The 16,672-nt window shown below is 38.9% G+C and carries 17 protein-coding genes; 8 read left to right on the top strand and 9 right to left on the bottom strand.

Annotated elements, in window-relative coordinates; all coding sequences use genetic code 11:
- Positions 1-2: 2 nt before the first annotated feature.
- The 6 genes from PSPO_RS04080 to PSPO_RS04055 form a co-directional block, all read right to left on the bottom strand.
- Positions 3-299, bottom strand: a complete 297-nt coding sequence (locus tag PSPO_RS04080) for a hypothetical protein (protein WP_010560703.1) — start codon at positions 297-299, stop codon at positions 3-5.
- Position 300: 1 nt separating this feature from the next.
- Positions 301-765, bottom strand: a complete 465-nt coding sequence (locus PSPO_RS04075) for a cyclic nucleotide-binding domain-containing protein (RefSeq protein ID WP_010560704.1) — start codon at positions 763-765, stop codon at positions 301-303.
- Positions 766-777: 12 nt separating this feature from the next.
- Complete coding sequence (locus PSPO_RS04070; protein ID WP_010560705.1) at positions 778-1,686, bottom strand: M14 family metallopeptidase; 909 nt, start codon at positions 1,684-1,686, stop codon at positions 778-780.
- A gap of 212 nt (positions 1,687-1,898) precedes the next feature.
- A complete protein-coding gene (locus tag PSPO_RS04065) occupies positions 1,899-2,954 on the bottom strand; it encodes a hypothetical protein (RefSeq protein WP_010560706.1) in 1,056 nt (351 codons plus the stop codon).
- Between the two features lie 211 nt (positions 2,955-3,165).
- Positions 3,166-4,614: a sigma-54 dependent transcriptional regulator gene (locus tag PSPO_RS04060; RefSeq protein WP_010560707.1), complete on the bottom strand. Its 1,449-nt coding sequence runs from the start codon at positions 4,612-4,614 to the stop codon at positions 3,166-3,168.
- 136 nt (positions 4,615-4,750) lie between these two features.
- Positions 4,751-5,536: a flagellin N-terminal helical domain-containing protein gene (locus PSPO_RS04055; protein WP_010560708.1), complete on the bottom strand. Its 786-nt coding sequence runs from the start codon at positions 5,534-5,536 to the stop codon at positions 4,751-4,753.
- Between the two features lie 182 nt (positions 5,537-5,718).
- Between PSPO_RS04055 and pseB the strand changes: the two genes are divergently transcribed.
- The 8 genes from pseB (at position 5,719) to PSPO_RS04015 (ending at position 14,137) form a co-directional block, all read left to right on the top strand.
- Positions 5,719-6,720 carry a UDP-N-acetylglucosamine 4,6-dehydratase (inverting) gene (gene pseB, locus PSPO_RS04050; protein WP_010560709.1) on the top strand — a complete coding sequence of 334 codons (1,002 nt, stop codon included), beginning with the start codon at positions 5,719-5,721 and terminating at the stop codon, positions 6,718-6,720.
- Positions 6,717-7,874, top strand: a complete 1,158-nt coding sequence (pseC, locus tag PSPO_RS04045; RefSeq protein ID WP_010560710.1) for a UDP-4-amino-4,6-dideoxy-N-acetyl-beta-L-altrosamine transaminase — start codon at positions 6,717-6,719, stop codon at positions 7,872-7,874. The genes pseB and pseC overlap by 4 nt, the downstream gene beginning before the upstream one ends.
- Positions 7,867-8,718 (top strand): aldo/keto reductase, encoded by an 852-nt coding sequence (locus PSPO_RS04040; protein WP_010560711.1) that lies wholly within the window; start codon positions 7,867-7,869, stop codon positions 8,716-8,718. Before pseC ends, PSPO_RS04040 begins: the two co-directional genes overlap by 8 nt.
- 12 nt (positions 8,719-8,730) lie before the next feature.
- Positions 8,731-9,483, top strand: coding sequence for a cytidylyltransferase domain-containing protein (locus PSPO_RS04035; RefSeq protein ID WP_010560712.1), 753 nt, complete (start codon positions 8,731-8,733; stop codon positions 9,481-9,483).
- Positions 9,484-9,486: 3 nt separating this feature from the next.
- The gene (locus PSPO_RS04030; protein ID WP_010560713.1) at positions 9,487-10,767 is read left to right on the top strand and encodes an aminotransferase class III-fold pyridoxal phosphate-dependent enzyme; all 1,281 of its coding nucleotides are present in this window, start codon (positions 9,487-9,489) and stop codon (positions 10,765-10,767) included.
- A 4-nt stretch (positions 10,768-10,771) separates the two neighbouring features.
- Positions 10,772-11,827, top strand: coding sequence for a pseudaminic acid synthase (gene pseI / locus PSPO_RS04025; RefSeq protein WP_010560714.1), 1,056 nt, complete (start codon positions 10,772-10,774; stop codon positions 11,825-11,827).
- Between the two features lie 285 nt (positions 11,828-12,112).
- A complete protein-coding gene (locus PSPO_RS04020) occupies positions 12,113-12,817 on the top strand; it encodes a TylF/MycF/NovP-related O-methyltransferase (RefSeq protein WP_010560715.1) in 705 nt (234 codons plus the stop codon).
- A gap of 3 nt (positions 12,818-12,820) precedes the next feature.
- The gene (locus PSPO_RS04015) at positions 12,821-14,137 is read left to right on the top strand and encodes an MBL fold metallo-hydrolase (protein ID WP_010560716.1); all 1,317 of its coding nucleotides are present in this window, start codon (positions 12,821-12,823) and stop codon (positions 14,135-14,137) included.
- Between the two features lie 231 nt (positions 14,138-14,368).
- Here the strand turns inward: PSPO_RS04015 and PSPO_RS04010 are convergent, their stop codons facing one another.
- The 3 genes from PSPO_RS04010 to PSPO_RS04000 are packed head-to-tail and all read right to left on the bottom strand — an operon-like array spanning position 14,369 to position 16,671.
- A complete protein-coding gene (locus PSPO_RS04010; RefSeq protein WP_010560717.1) occupies positions 14,369-14,956 on the bottom strand; it encodes a formyltransferase family protein in 588 nt (195 codons plus the stop codon).
- The gene (gene pseG, locus PSPO_RS04005; protein WP_010560718.1) at positions 14,953-16,011 is read right to left on the bottom strand and encodes a UDP-2,4-diacetamido-2,4,6-trideoxy-beta-L-altropyranose hydrolase; all 1,059 of its coding nucleotides are present in this window, start codon (positions 16,009-16,011) and stop codon (positions 14,953-14,955) included. The genes PSPO_RS04010 and pseG overlap by 4 nt, the downstream gene beginning before the upstream one ends.
- On the bottom strand, positions 16,012-16,671 hold the full coding sequence (locus PSPO_RS04000; protein WP_010560719.1) for a class I SAM-dependent methyltransferase: 660 nt from the start codon (positions 16,669-16,671) through the stop codon (positions 16,012-16,014).
- Position 16,672 lies beyond the last annotated feature (1 nt).

Raw genomic sequence — 16,672 nt, 5'->3', positions numbered from 1 at the left:
GCCTAAGGCTTATTAACTGCACAGCTGTTATACAATGTCATCCATTGCTCATAGCTGAGAGATGACGCTGTCTGACAAGTTTGCGCCTTAATTTCCTTTAGCTTGCCCGATACACAACCGGGTCTGAAATCGTGGCGCATTGCAAAACGCTCTACCTCATATTGCTGCATTTCGCTCATGTAGGTCACAGGATAACGTTCACCATTACATTCGATTTGATTGCTATTTCTTGGCGCAGTACTACACGCACTTAACGCGACAATCGCGCTTACCAAAGCCAATAATTTATATAATTTCATGCTAACTTCCTTGCAGTTTTTCAATCACTACGCCAAGTTTTTCAATGCGTTGGCTCATGCCTAAAATAATGCGATCTTTTATCTTATCGCGAATTGCGTAAGGCAATTTTTGCATCGCCGTATGTGAAATAGCCAACACGATAGTTTCTGCGTTCGCTTTGGCATTAATACTGCGATTATGTGTTTCGACAAATGATCCTTCACCAACAAAATCGCCTGGCTGAATAGAAACAAGCGATGGTTTATGCTGCTGTTTATACAACACTAGCTCACCGGACAACACAATATATAGGTGGTTATCGTGTTCATTTTGCCTAAATACCATTTTGTCTTTTTTGAACAAATGCAATTCAGAAAATGACTCAACCACCATTTGCCTTTCTGCTAATGTAAGCGTTTTAAAAAATGACAGGCGATTAACCAACTCCATTTTTTTGATTAGGGGAATTTGTGTGATCAGTGCCACTAATTCTCTCCGTTACAACGCGTTCAAGTAGTTTAACCCGCCACGAATTGCGGCAACTTGTGCATCAATGCAATTTTGCTCATCCGCTTTAGGGCTATCCGGATAAACTTCTGTGGTAGTGACATATGTCGCATCAGTAATACCAGCGCACAGAGATAAACCTTTACAGTCGTAGTTGCATACACCAAATTGTGAAATCGCTACGCCGATTAATTCACCATTTTCATCCGCTGGCGCAATATGAGTGACTTGTTCAACAGACTCGATAATGGCTTTTTGAAACGCCGCTTCTGGACGTTTAGAATCGCCTACCAAATAAAACCCATCAGGAATATTCCAGTTGGTGTGCTGAGCGCCATCACGCGCTGCTAATGCTGGGCGAAATTCAGAATTGTCGGTGTCTGTGGTTTCATGCAAATCGATATGCATTAAGAAGTCACAATTAAGTTTGCTTAGGTAATTTAATACCGCCTGAGATTCGGGAGCAGGTGAATCATTAAAGAAAGATCGATTTGGATCGACGGCATAGGAATTCCAACGATTAATGGTTTCAAATCCCCACGGGCTAATACAAGGTAAAATCACAAAATTAAACGCATCTTCAAAGTCTTTGACATCGTTTTTAGCAAATGCCAGAGCCCCCATTACGCCGCTAGTTTCGTAGCCATGTACTCCACCTGTAATTAATACACATGGCTTATCTTGTTGCCAAGATTTAGAGCGCAGAGCAAAAAGAGTAAGATCATCACCGTAAGGCAGCTGCCCATAACTTTCAATATCAAATGCATCGGTTAGTTGGTTTATTTGTAAAACCACCAGCTGATTGTAATCACGCTTTTTTTGTTGCTGATTTAACCATTGTGACTTTTCTGCGTCATTCCACTTTTGGCCAGGAATACCAATTGGATAATGTGAACTCAAACTACACCTACTATTCAAAAATACAGAGTTACTATCATATCAACTGGCTGAATAAATGACATAAAAAAAGCGGCCATTGCCGCTTGTATTAATATCTGTCGCTTTTTACTGCACTACTTTTGCTTTGTTTTAATGCATTTGTATTGCAACGTTCGATGTTTCGCCTCACTGCGTGCGTGCAACAAAAAGAAGACTAAGCTCACTACTACCTGCTATAAGATGCCAATATTTGGCGTTGCACGATACATATCTTTTTTCAACGACATCATCAGTGAGTTAAGTTGGTCATTCGGTTTTAAATCAGACTTCTGCACTTTTTCGCTGTAGTTGTAGCGTTCTTTTAATTCTTCGGTCACGGCCGCTAACTTGTTACGTGCCATACGAGATTTAGCCGCGAAGTTTGAAAATTCATCAGGCTCGATTGTGTAACCTTCGTATGCCTTTAATAAACGATGACAATCTTTTGCGATGGCGTAATCTCTAATTTTTTCATCCAGTACCATGCACGTATTATTAACCAGCTCGTAGCGCCATAAGTTCTTTTGCTGCCATGCGTACATATCTGGTTTTAACATTTGTCTGGCTTTTTCTGCACGAACACCTGCTAGAATGCGGTCTGCGTCTTGTTCAATTTGTTTTTTATCCGCATAAAAATCTTCCTTATTGGTCTCACTAGCCTGAACCAATATAAAAACGATTTCTTGTAGTTCTTGATACTCACGTGCAATGGCTCTATCTAACCACTTTCTTAACTCTGGGTTGTTATTTTTCTTCTTAACATTTTTACCTTCATCAACCGCATGTAAAACCTGCGCATTGTATTTTACTTGCTGTATTACCGAGTAAATATCCCATGTATCTGCCGTAGTGGTATAAATAAAGTCCGCTGTTTGTTCGTTTTTAAAATAAGGCTCAATGCGACGATATAGCCCAGTGACGTCCTCTAATTTCTTGGCACTCACTACGGCTTGATAGTCAGATTCATCGGTATAGTATGCATCACGGGCAAGAAAACTATGATGGTACGAGGAAAAGCGGTCTTTCTCAGTTTTACTTTGCTCAAGTAATTTATAGCTTGTACTAATTTTTTGATACAGCTCTTGGTGCTGCTTCGAGCGATCTTTCGTAAGCTCAATTGTCAGTAGCTTTTCGTGTAGGTTTTTATTTTCTAAATTACGTTTAACAAATTCAATGTTATCCAAGCTGTCGGGATCGCCACAACCAAGTAAAGACAAGGCTAAACATGCCGTAATTGTTAATTGTTTCATACTACCAACCTTATAATTATTATTTTCCTCAACCTCGATACAAAAAATTAACAATTATTACAGTTGAATTCAATATAATTTATCTTAGGTACAATAAATATAGAGTCTAGACTCTAATTATCGTTTAGATTTATATAGGGGAAATGCCGACTAAATGGCCTACTGTTAACGCCAAAATGAATTAACAAGCAAGCCATTACTGTGAACTTATTTAGTTGTTTAGATTATACTTTTTCATCTTTTCAACTAACGTTGTGCGCCTTACACCAAGCACTTCAGCAGCGCGCGCTACCACGTTTTCATTGCGCTCAAGTGCTTGTTCAATTAAACACACTTCTAACTCTGCTAAATAGCTTTTTAATTCGATACCTTCAGCAGGCAGTACTGCAGGTTGACTTGTATCAAGTGGAACATCAAAAGTATCTCTGTCGTTTTCTTCAAATTCACCAAAGCCTTCACTAAAAATATCGTTGAGGGCCTGACGCTCTAAAATCTCTTCTGGATACTCTGGAATATACTCTTCCACATCAATATGCTGATATTTTTTTGGCAGATCAGACACATCAACCACTTTTTCCGGAAACATAATTTGCATACGTTCCACTAAATTAGAGAGCTCCCTAACGTTACCTGGCCAACCATGTTCTTTTAAACTATCAAGCGCTCGCTCGGTAAACTTTACATTTGCACCACCAACTGCAACGTTGCGCTTAATTAACTCTTGTAATAATAAAGGAACATCATTTTTACGCTCACGCAATGATGGATTTTCAATGGGAAATACATTTAAGCGATAATATAAATCTTCACGAAACGCGTCTTCTTCAATCATGGTTTCTAGATTACGGTGCGTGGCAGCGATGATACGAACATCCGCTTTTATTGGCTTACCGCCACCAACGCGCTCGTATACACGCTCCTGCAAAACTCGTAGCAGCTTAACCTGCATTTGGCTTGGCATATCACCGATTTCATCAAGGAATAAAGTTCCTCCTTGTGCCATTTCAAATCGCCCTTTGCGCGTAGAAATAGCCCCAGTGAAAGCCCCTTTTTCATGACCAAATAACTCACTTTCCAGTAAATCGCCTGGAATCGCGCCACAGTTAACCGGAATAAATGGCCCGCTGTTGCGATTAGACAATAAATGAATATTGCGTGCGACAACTTCTTTACCTGTGCCCGACTCACCTAAAATAAGTACATTCGCGTTTGTTTTCGCAACTTGTTGGATTAAAAAACGAATATGCTCAATTTCAGACGTCGCGCCAATTAAGCCGTCAAAGCGCTTTTCATTCTGCGAGCTCGTTAAATTAGGTAAATGACGTTTGTATTCTTGGCAGTCGCGTAGCAACTCAGTGGTTGGCGCATAAGCGAAGGGCTCCGCTAAAATGCCTATCACATTAGCCAACGATAATAGCGGTCGTAGCGTTTCACCAATTAGAATAAAAGGAGTCTCTGGCTGGCTTTTTATCAGCGTTTCATGGTCATGACCTGTTAACGCACCTAAAAAAACCGTTTCCACATGATGCAATGCTGATTCTTGCACGTCTGTTGCTGTTGCCACTTTCGCGTGTTCACCAATAAAACACAGTGATGCAACTAACTTATTTGCTCGATTCTCGTTTTCGTCAATAACCCAAGTGGAATTGGTAAAGCTCATATACGGGCACAATTATAATGTTATTCTAATTATTGTTTTATTGTAACGGCTTAGACCGATGTTGCAAGGTACAAGTGGCGGGATTTTGGCGTCAATTCAAAAAATTGACACCAAAGTTTGATATATCACAAGCAAATTAAAGCAAGCCCAGTACTTGGCTGGCATTCTGATTTGCCTGCCCAGCAAGCGCTACCGATGCCTGAGATAAAATATCACTAGCAGTGCGTTGAGAAATTGCTTGAGCAAAATCAGTATCTTGAATACGGCTTTGTGACGCAGCAATGTCAATTACACTGTTTGTATTGCTGCGTATTGACTGTTCAAATAGATTTTGACTAGCCCCTAAACTTGCACGTGTATCATTGATGTCATCTCTTGCTTGCGCGGTCACCCCCAGTGCGGCTTGTGCTCCTGACTGTGTTGAGACATCAATACTGAGCACATTAGTGACCAAGTTACTATCACCTGCGTTTATCGACTGCACTTGATTAGCATTATCGCCAACTTGAAACTCAACATCGTTCCCCGAAAATACCGCCTGACCGCCAAAAGTCGTATCACTCAAGGTATCGCTAATCAAATCTTGAAGTTGCGTAATTTCTTGTTGAATTGCACTGCGATCTGAATCTGTAAGCGCGCCATTTGACGCTTGCAGTGATAATTCTTCAATACGAAGTACTGATTCATTGACTCCTGACAACGCACTTTCAGCCACTTGCGAATATGATACCCCGTCATTGGCATTACGAATTGCCTGACTTAGTCCAGATTGCTGCGCTTGCAAGCGTTCAATAATATTTAATGCGGCAGCGTCATCTGACGCACTATTAACACGCTTACCACTGGCTAACTGTTCAATTAACGTTTTTTTTGACTCTTCGGCTTTATTCAAGAAATTAAAACTTTGATTCTGCACTTTCATGTTTAAGTACCTTCAAATTGGATTGAGAGCAAAACACCTCGTTTAATTATAGTACAGCACGATGCTTTTTTAACCACCAATCAAGGAATTATTGACAAACCATTGGCATAAATACTGCTTAGTAAGCTAAAGTAATGAAAGTACTCTTTTATTTAAAAACTCTTGGATGCATGGGACACACTATGTTTAACAACAAAACAATTTTAATAACTGGTGGTACGGGGTCGTTTGGCAAAAAGTACGTTAATACGTTGCTCAAACATTTCCAACCCAAGAAAATCATCGTTTTTTCGCGCGACGAACTCAAGCAGTTCGAAATGCAACAAGAGTTTAATCAAGATTGTATGCGTTACTTTATAGGTGATGTAAGAGATAAAGAGCGCCTAAACAGAGCAATGAGAGGCGTAGATTACGTAATCCACGCAGCGGCACTAAAACAAGTTCCTGCAGCCGAATACAACCCAATGGAATGCATTAAAACCAACATAAATGGTGCTGAGAATGTTATTGATGCAGCACTTAATAATGATGTTGAAAAAGTCATTGCTCTTTCAACCGACAAAGCTGCAAACCCAATAAACCTATATGGCGCAACCAAGCTTGCTTCAGACAAATTATTTGTAGCCGCCAATAACATTGCAGGTGGCCATAGAACTACATTTTCAGTAGTGCGTTACGGCAATGTTGTTTGTTCACGAGGTTCGGTTGTACCAGTTTTCGAAAAATTCATTAACGAAGGCAAAGACCACATTCCAATTACCCACGAAGATATGACACGCTTTTGGATCAGCTTGCAAGAAGGGGTAGATTTCGTTCTTAAAAACTTTGAACGTATGTTAGGTGGTGAGATTTTCGTGCCTAAAATTCCATCGATTAAAATAACCGATTTAGCATCTGCAATGGCCCCGAATTTACCTCAAAAAGTCATCGGCATTCGCCCAGGAGAAAAATTGCACGAAGTAATGTGCCCTGCCGATCTATGCTATGACACATTTGAATATGACGACCATTTTGTTATCGCGCCAGGCATAAAATTTAGTAGCCGAAGCAACGATTTCACAATTAATGCAATTGGTGAAAAAGGACGACCAGTAAAACCTGGTTATGAATACAATTCAAAAGATAATCCACACTTTTTAAGTGTCGATGAAATAGCCGAATTCAATGCACAGGCTGTAAAATGATCCCATACGGCAAGCAGCACATTGATCAGCAAGATATAAATGCAGTTGTTAAAGTTCTAAAGTCTGACTTTATTACACAAGGGCCTGCTGTTTCATTATTCGAAAATGCTATTGCAGAATATGTCGGTGCAAAACATGCGATTGCTGCCAGCAATGCAACAGCTTGTTTGCACCTTGCGTGTCTAGCGTTGGGGATCGGTAACAACGACACAGTTTGGACATCACCTATTTCGTTCGTAGCATCAGCCAACTGTGCATTATATTGTGGTGCGCAAATTGACTTTGTAGACATAGATCCGCAAACAGGCCTTATGAGTGTTGAATCACTCGCAAAAAAGCTCGCTGACGCCGAACAACAAAATGAATTACCAAAAGCGATTATTCCCGTACACTTAGCGGGTCAATCGTGCGATATGCAAGCGATTTATAATGCCGTAGCGCCATATGACATTCATATTATTGAAGATGCTTCTCATGCCATTGGGGCAAGTTATCAAGATAGTAAAGTCGGCAATTGTAAGTTTTCTGATATATGTGTATTTAGCTTTCATCCAGTTAAGATAATTACAACTGGCGAAGGCGGTATCGCAACAACCAACTGTGATGTATTAGCGAAAACGCTAAAACAATTATCAAGTCATGGGGTTACACGAAACCCAGCTGAACTCACCGAGGATCACGGCCCTTGGTATTATGAGCAGCACATTCTTGGATTTAATTACCGCCTAACCGACATTCAAGCTGCTTTAGGGCTTAGCCAATTAAGCAAGCTCGATGAATTTGTTGCTAAGCGCAATAAACTCGCTTCATTGTATGATTCGCGTTTAAAGCACGTCGACGTAACTCAATTACAGCGTGATAAACAATGTTATAGCAGTTTCCATCTCTATATTATCAATTTAAATAATCCAGCTAAACACAAGCACTGCTTTGAGCAATTACGTCACAATAAAATTGGCGTAAACCTACATTACATTCCGATACATATACAGCCCTATTACAAAAAATTAGGCTTTAAATTAGGTGATTTCCCTCATGCTGAGCGTTACTACCAAAGCGCGATAAGTTTGCCGCTCTACCCTGATTTAACCGAGCAAGAAATCACTTATATTTGTAATACCCTTGATAAAATACTAAATACCTGCGATGCCTAAGTTAGCACTTGGAACAGTACAGTTAGGACTTGATTACGGGATCAGTAATAATCAAGGTAGAGTCTCAATTAAAAACGCTCAGCAATTACTTATGCAAGCTGAAAGTTTATCTATTGATATGCTTGATACTGCAGCAATGTATGGCAGTAGTGAACGTGTTTTAGGCCAAATTGCTAATGATAGTTTTAAGCTTGTTACAAAACTTGCTATTGACACCGATGCAACGATCAACGTGAGCCAATTGCTTCAGGAATCTCTTATTAAACTAAGAAAACGAACAATTTACGGTGTAATGTTGCACGATGCAAACGTGTTAAACAGCCCACAGTCCATTGAAATCGCTTTGCAACTCGCTGAATTAAAGGCAAAAGGATTAGTGCATAAAATTGGAATGTCACTTTACTTTCCAGAACAAATAAAGCTATTTGAAATACTCAAACCCGATATAATTCAAATACCTTTAAATGTATTAGACCAGCGTTTTTTACAAGATGGTTTATTAACCAAAATGAAAGAGCAAGGTATTGAAATTCACGTACGTTCCGCATTTTTGCAAGGATTGCTCCTAATGTCACCAAAGTCACGCAGTCATTTTTTTTCGCAATTCAGCGAATTAAATGCCTTCGACAGCTTTGTTGATTCAGTATCTCACTCTAGGCTCGAAATTTGCTTAAGTTTTCTAAAATCAATTGATGAAATTGATCGAGTTGTTGTTGGCTGTTGTTCGGCATCAGAGTTAGCACAAATTCACACCGCCTGGCACATCAAAGTTAATGTCAGTTACCACCAATTAGCTTGCACCAATAACTCGCTCATTATACCAAGTAACTGGCCAAACCTTTAAAATAGAGGAAGTATGATAGGCATTATTGTTCAAGCTCGAATGAGTTCAACACGATTACCCGGAAAAGTATTACTGCCTATTAATGGCGTACCAATGCTAGAGATTCAACTTAAGCGTCTTACACAGACAAAAGTTGTGGACAAAGTTGTTGTGGCGACATCAAATGAAGCGCTAGATAGTCCTATTGAAACACTATGCCAAAAACTTAATATAGAATGCTACCGTGGCGATTTAAATGATGTACTAGCACGATTTTATCATTGCGCTAAAGCGTTTAATTTTTCTCATATTATACGCATATGTGGAGATTGCCCACTGATTGACCCCGAGTTAATTGACCAAATAGTTAGCACACATATTACAAACAACACAGACTATACTAGCAACTGTGTTACAAGGTGCTTTCCTGATGGGCAAGATGTCGAAGTGTTTAGCTTTAATGCGCTAGAAACCGCTTATGAGAAAGCAAAAAAACCTTCAGAGCGTGAACACGTAACACCTTTTATTCGCGAATCTAATTTGTTTTCATTGGAAGATTTCACCATAGATCAAGATTATTCTGAATTTCGAATTAGCGTCGACCATCCACAAGACTTTGAGGTCATTTCAGCAATCTATCGTCATTTCGATGGGCAACAATTTGGTTATCAACAAATCGTTGAGTATTTACAATCACACCCGCAAGTTAATGCGCTCAATGCCGATATAGAGTTAAATGAAGGCTACAAATTGTCGCTGCTACAAGACAAAGAACAAGGTTTCTAATTAATGACTATCAGCTTTTCTGAATCACTAAATTGGTATGAAAAGACGCAAAACATCATACCACTAGCAAGCCAAACCTTTAGTAAAAGTAAAATGGCTTTGCCTTTTAAAGCTGCACCACTTTTTATTAAGTATGGTAAGGGCGCTCAGGTTACCGACCTCGATAACAATATTTATACCGACTACATTAATGGCTTGCTCTGCGTTAGCTTGGGCTACCAAGACCAAGAAGTTGATGATGCAATCAAAGCACAACTTTTATCAGGCATAAGTTTTTCACTTCCCCATACTTTAGAAGCTGAAGTGGCAGAGCTCTTAGTTGACCTTATTCCCTGTGCTGAAATGGTTCGCTTCGCTAAAAATGGCAGTGATGTTACCAGTGCTGCCGTGCGTCTAGCACGAGCTTATACAGGACGAGAACACATTGCTGTGTGTGGTTACCATGGTTGGCAAGACTGGTATATAGGTTCGACCACACGTGATATAGGTGTGCCTGAAGCCACTAAAAAGCTAACTCATGGCTTCACTTACAACGATATCTCTTCACTAGAAGCGCTCATTGAAAATCACCCAGACGAACTTGCAGCAGTCATTATGGAGCCACTTAATATAGCGCCTCCTGAAGACGGTTTTTTAGAGAAAGTACGAGAAATATGCTCTCGTAATGGCATCGTGCTTGTTTTTGATGAAATCATCACTGGGTTTAGATATCACTTAGGTGGCGCTCAAAGCTACTTTGGTGTAACACCCGATTTAGCAACCTTTGGTAAGGGGATGGCTAACGGTATGCCGCTATCTGCAATCGTTGGTAAACGTGAAGTTATGATGTTAATGAATGATATCTTTTTTTCAGGAACTTTTGGGGGCGAAACTTTATCTCTTGCAGCAGCTAAAGCAACTATCGGAAAGATGAAGAAAATTGAATTCAGTCAATATATTTGGACGTTAGGTAATTACTTGGTAGAGCAATATCAAAAATATTGCTCAGAGTTTACAATGTTTGAATTAAAAGGACTCGCCCCTTGGACATTTTTAAACATTACTAACGACAGAGTTAACTCTGCAGACACAATTAAATCTTGGTTGATTCAAGAGCTCTGCAAACGCGGTGTTTTATTTATCGGAACACACAACCTTTCCTACGCGCATAGTTTTGAAAACATAGATCAACTTATAATGCATTATCAGGAATTATTTACTCAATTAAATGATTTGGATAAACAAGGTAATTTAGCAGCGCATCTTGATGGTAAACAAATAGAGAATGTCTTTAAGGTCAGATAACACTATGAAAATTGGTGAAAGAGAAATATCAAGCAACACGCCTCCTTACATCATAGCGGAAATGTCAGGGAATCATAATGGCGACATAAATAGGGCATTAAAGCTAATTGATGCAGCAGCAGAAGCAGGCGCAGATGCTGTTAAATTACAAACATATACCGCGGATACACTAACGTTAAACTCTAATAAAAAAGATTTTTGTATATCTGAAGGATTATGGCAAGGTAAGAGCCTCTATCAATTATACGATTGGGCACATACACCTTGGCAGTGGCATCAAGCGCTATTTGATCGAGCAAATAAGCTAGGAATTGATATTTTTAGTTCACCATTCGATGAAACTGCTGTTGATTTTTTAACTCAATTTGACCCACCTGCATACAAAATTGCTTCATTTGAGTTAATTGATCATGAGCTAGTTAAAAAAGTTGCTGAAACAAAAAAGCCAATGATTATGTCTACCGGTATGGCAAATATTCAAGAAATTGAAGAGGCGCTTGCTGTTGCCTTAAATTATGGTAACGGTCAAGTAACACTACTTCATTGCGTGAGTGGTTACCCTACCCCGATAGAGCAAACTAATTTAGCAACAATAAAAGCCCTTGCAGAAAAGTTTGATCTCCCAATTGGCTTATCAGACCACACGTTGGGTAATACAACCGCTATTGCATCAGTAGCTTTAGGTGCAAAAGTTATCGAAAAGCACTTTACGTTAGCACGAGCAGACGGGGGGCCAGACGCAGCATTTTCTTTAGAGCCCGAAGAACTAAAAGCTTTATGTAAGGATGTTCGTGACGCTTGGCACGCGATTGGTAAACCAAATTTTACCCTAGCGCAATCAGAACAACCTAACCTTATATTTCGACGCTCGCTATACATCAGCAAAGATATAAAGAAAGGAGAAGTGTTCTCCAAAGACAATGTTCGCTGCATTCGACCGGGCTATGGACTTGCTCCAAAATACCTAGATGTTGTTTTAGGTTTGGAAGCTACAATGGATATAGAAGCCGCTACAGCATTGACATGGGATATGGTCAATAGGCAGACGACAAATATATAAGTTATTATATCATGGTTTAATTTTGTCTTAGGCCCATTCAACCTGTACTTCAGCCAATCGACAAAGGTATTCAGTTTACTTTCAGGTTTTGTGGCTCTGTTGTTAGCAAAGCTTATTCATATTGAATCAAGCCTTGATACCATAGACCTATTTAAGCACTTTATAGAAAAGACTGACTGTTCTCTATATTAAGGTTGAGCGGTAATATAATTAAGCTCAGTCTAATTTCATTTAATGGCGATATAAAATTAAAATTTAATTATTGTTCTAAAACAGGATCCAATTATGAAACCAGATAGCTTTATAGCTAATAGAACCAGCTTCGCGGAAGATATTGGCCAACCGAACCTTTACGATATGATCGATCACTATGCTTTGTATGCAGGCGTACATACAATAGCAAATAAACTTTGGACTTTTGAATTACTGAAAAGTACTCAAGGAGTTCCTGGAGACATCATAGAGTTTGGCTGTTGGAAAGGTGCAAACTTAATGTTTTTAGCGAAAATGAGCTCTCTCTTAGAACCATATGCGCCAAAAACAATAATTGGGTTCGACAATTTTTCAGGCTTACCGACAGGTGTAAAAGAAGACGGAGAGTTCGCTAACACGCAAACAGGCAAGTACTGCGGTGATGAACAGACACTAAAAAAAGCGATTTCATTATTCGAACTGGAAGACAAGGTAAAACTTATCCCTGGCGATGCGCTAGTCACTATTCCCGAATACGGAAAAGAAAATCCACACTCTTTAATTTCTTTTGCTTACTTAGATTTTGATTTATACGAGCCAACTCGTGCTGCATTAAAGTTACTCTCGGATTCAATTAGTATTGGTGGTGTAATTGTTTTTGATGAAGCATGTACTACAGAGTGGCCTGGAGAAACGTTAGCAATGAAAGAGTTTTTAAAAGAAACAAACAAAAAGTTTGAAATGCTTAGTAACCCCTTAAGCAAACAACCTACCGTTGCAATCAGACGAGTGGCTTAAAAGATGATCGTTACTCACCTACAAAGCTCAACACAAATTGTTGAGATGGGAGAAATCCGAGTTTTAACAGATCCATGGCTAACGGAAGGTGAATATTATGGCAGTTGGTATCATTACCCACCATTTGCTGAATCTGAGCTAAGCTTACTTCAATACGATTATATCTATGTATCTCATATCCACCCGGACCATTTAAGTGAAGCGACATTAAACAAATTACCTTATAAAAAACCTATACTTATTCACAAATACAGTTCCCCGTTCTTAAAACGTAAATTGGAATTATTGGGTTTTGAGGTCATTGAGTTGAACAACACTACACCCTATAAATTTAAGAATGGTAGTCAATTAACTATTTATGCCGCTGACAATTGTAATCCAGAGCTCTGCTCAAAATTTTTGGGGTGTGGACATATTGAAACTAAATTTGGCAGCACTCAAATTGATTCCCTAGCACTGTTTTCACATGGAGGTAAACATTTACTTAATTTAAATGATTGTCCTTATGAATTAGCTAGTCATACAATTTTAAAGAATGGTCTTGATCAACTGGATATTGACCTCTTAATGGTCGGCTATGCTGGTGCAGGCCCTTATCCACAATGTTTTCAGTTTGACTCAATCGAGCTAAAAAACAATGCTGCAAAGGCTAAACAAATACAATTTTTGCAACAAGCGCTAAACTTCATTGAACTTGTTAAACCTAAAGCCTTTGCACCATTTGCCGGTACTTATATATTAGGCTCCCGTTATGCCCATATGAATGAGCATCGTGGCGTGCCGAGCCTAGGAGATGCCACCTGCTATTTAGAAGCCAACACCCCGAGCAATTGTAAGGGGTTACTGTTAAATCAGCATGATAAATACGATTTAACTATTCAGCAGTTAATAAAAAGCACCAAGGCAGTACCAACATTAAAGCAGTATATGAACCACATTACCAAACAGCCTCTCGCCTATGATAATGATGTCTGGGATGATAACGAGCTTGAGGACTTAATGTTAAACTCCTATTTTCGCTTTAAATCCAAAGCTGATGAAATTAACTACTCGTCGACCACTTATTTAGTGATCGAAAGTGAGAAAGTATGTTTTACTATGTCTCTTGATAAAAAGCCCACCCAAACATTCAAAGGCTCTCAGGTACCGCAACCATATGTTCGATTAACGGTAGAGCATAACTTGCTTCACCGTCTACTTCGCGGTCCAAAATATGCGCATTGGAACAATGCTGAAATCGGTTCACACATTCAATATGAGCGAAAGCCCAATACGTTTGAGCGTGCTCTCTACCATTGCCTTTGTTTCTTCCACCAATAAATAGAAGTCATTCAATTAATCTCGCTTGTGCTTTGTTATAGGTTAATAAGTGTTGTGGTCAATTAATCGTGGCCACAATCTAATTTTTTTACCTACCACTTTCTATTTAGGGGAGTTCACAATAGACATATAACTAAGAATGGACGTATTCAAGTGTCGACAGATTTGCAACTAAGGAAAGTAAGATTATAGTTTATATGAATATCACAAGTGAAATGAACTAGTTTGTCTCTACTTCTGTTCTAACTGCTTTTTCAAAAGTACGATGTCGCATAATCGTGTATCCCAACTAATATTATGCTTTTCAAAAATCTCATTTTTGTCAGAGGTGTTATGATAAGTACCTACACCTATTTGCGGTTTAGCTATAAGTTTACCAGTGACAATATCTTGCCACGATTGAATAAACAAATTTAAAATCGACTTCTGCAGTATCGCGTATGATGATGCTAGTGTCTCTTTTTGTAAATTAAAGTCAAGTTCACATTGTGCCAAAATATCACCAGTATCCAGCTTATCATCAACTAGATGAATAGTTACGCCCTTTGGCGTATTATCGTAAAAGCTCCAAAAATTTGGATCTGCACCTTTGTTCCAAGGTAAATAACTAATGTGTAAGTTAATTATTTTACCAAAATACTCAGCAACAATATCTGGTCCAATAATGTGGCGATAACCATGACTAACGATAAAATCAGGCTCGATTTGGATTACTTTTTCAATGCTTATAGCAGTGGATGTAAAAAGCAACTCGTAATCGAAATGCTTTAACCATTGATACACCGCAGTTTTTTCAGTGCCTAAAAAGAGTACTTTCAACCTATCGCTTCCATTACCTTATTATATATCTGCTCAACCCCTTTGGCGTCACAAATTTTTAGGCCATTAAACTTCAAATCATCATATTTTTCAATCAGTTCAGATACCGCGAAAGGGAGTTTATCTTCTATTTGTTCAAGTTTAATTTGAATCGCAATGTTCTCTAAAGCAAGGGCATCACAAATATCGCGCTGATTATCAGCAATGGGCACGATTATGCTTGGTAACCCGATACAAGCACGCTCCCAACATGAAGATCCAGCGGCACCTATTGCAACATCGTGTTCTATCATAATTTCTGCCATATTATCAATATGGTCAAAATGTTTAATAAACTTAGGGTATCTGTTTACAAACTCTTTAACCAATTGATAGTTTATTGCACTAGGTCTTAATAAGACTGTTGCCTGAAAATTAATGCGAGCTGCAACCAGGGTTTGTAATACACGCAATGTACCGTTAGGCTCATCACTTGCTCCAAAACTAATTAGCACTCTGAGAAAACCATCAAGTGAAGATTTAGTCACAGTGTTACGATAATTTAGCAGCTTTGGATTGAGCATTGCGTATCTTGTGCCCGTTAAGATACACCTGCTGTCAGAGTCGGAATAAGCGGCAGGTGTGCAATTAAGAGTTTGGTCAATTACCACATCGGCAACATGTCGTCTTTTTAAATCATCGATTGCAACCATTTTACAATTAAAATGCTGCTGCACTTGTGACTGCCATTTATAATCAAGGGCATAATTATCAACAATTACTATATCAACCTGCAGATTATATGAACAAAACTGTTTAGCATCTTGTTGCCAACTTACCCCTATCCAGTTTTCATATGAAGAAAGTAACTGAGAAGATGATGGCTCTTGATTGTGCAGTGTAACCACCTCAAATTCAAGACTCTTCAAAAAGGGGGTTAAATTACCGGGCAAATCTCTGCATACAAATGCGATTGTGTGACCATGCTCACGAAAGCAACGAGCTAAGTTAAGACAGCGCATAACATGCCCCGCACCAATTTGACTTGACGAGTCAACTCTAATCGCTATGTGCATCTATTTTTGCTTATTTGGATATGCATCGTCGATTTGTTTATATAGTAAGCTTATACCTACACGCTCATCTACATCTGTTCTCAATTCACGCGCAGAGTGAGTAGAAATATCTGTTGCTAGCGTCGAATAAAGCGGATTCCATGTAAACATTCTACTATGATCAAATTTGTAACTATATAGCCCTTCACAGTGGCTATATTTATTTTTATAAGGGTAAGGAGGAAGAAAGTCTTGAATAATAATATACCCACCATTCTTCAAAACCTTATCAACCTTTGCTGCAATGGTAAATAAATCTTCTCTGTCACATAGATAGAGACAAAAGCCAAGAATTACAAAATCAAAACTGTCTTTTTCGAAATCAATTGAATCAGCTGTCGCAACCGACAAATGTAAATGTGGATAATTTTTTTTACCAGTTTCAATTGCGAAAGATGACGGATCTACGCCGTACCCGTCCGAACCGAACTCCTTGTACAAAGAATGAAGCCTTAGACCACTCGCACAACCAATCTCAAGTACACGTTTAGGGGTCAACTCCTGTGCTTTAATAAAATCGATTACCTTGTCTTCATGAGTCTCACTATAAACTTGTTTATTCCGTTCAAACCACTTATCCCCTTCTGAGGAAAGAAAAATATCACGCTGATCTATTTTCATA

The organism is Pseudoalteromonas spongiae UST010723-006 (assembly GCF_000238255.3).
GTDB classification, from domain to species: Bacteria; Pseudomonadota; Gammaproteobacteria; order Enterobacterales; family Alteromonadaceae; genus Pseudoalteromonas; species Pseudoalteromonas spongiae.
Note: the sequence above shows the minus strand (reverse complement) of the source record. Positions and strands in the feature narration are given on the sequence as shown.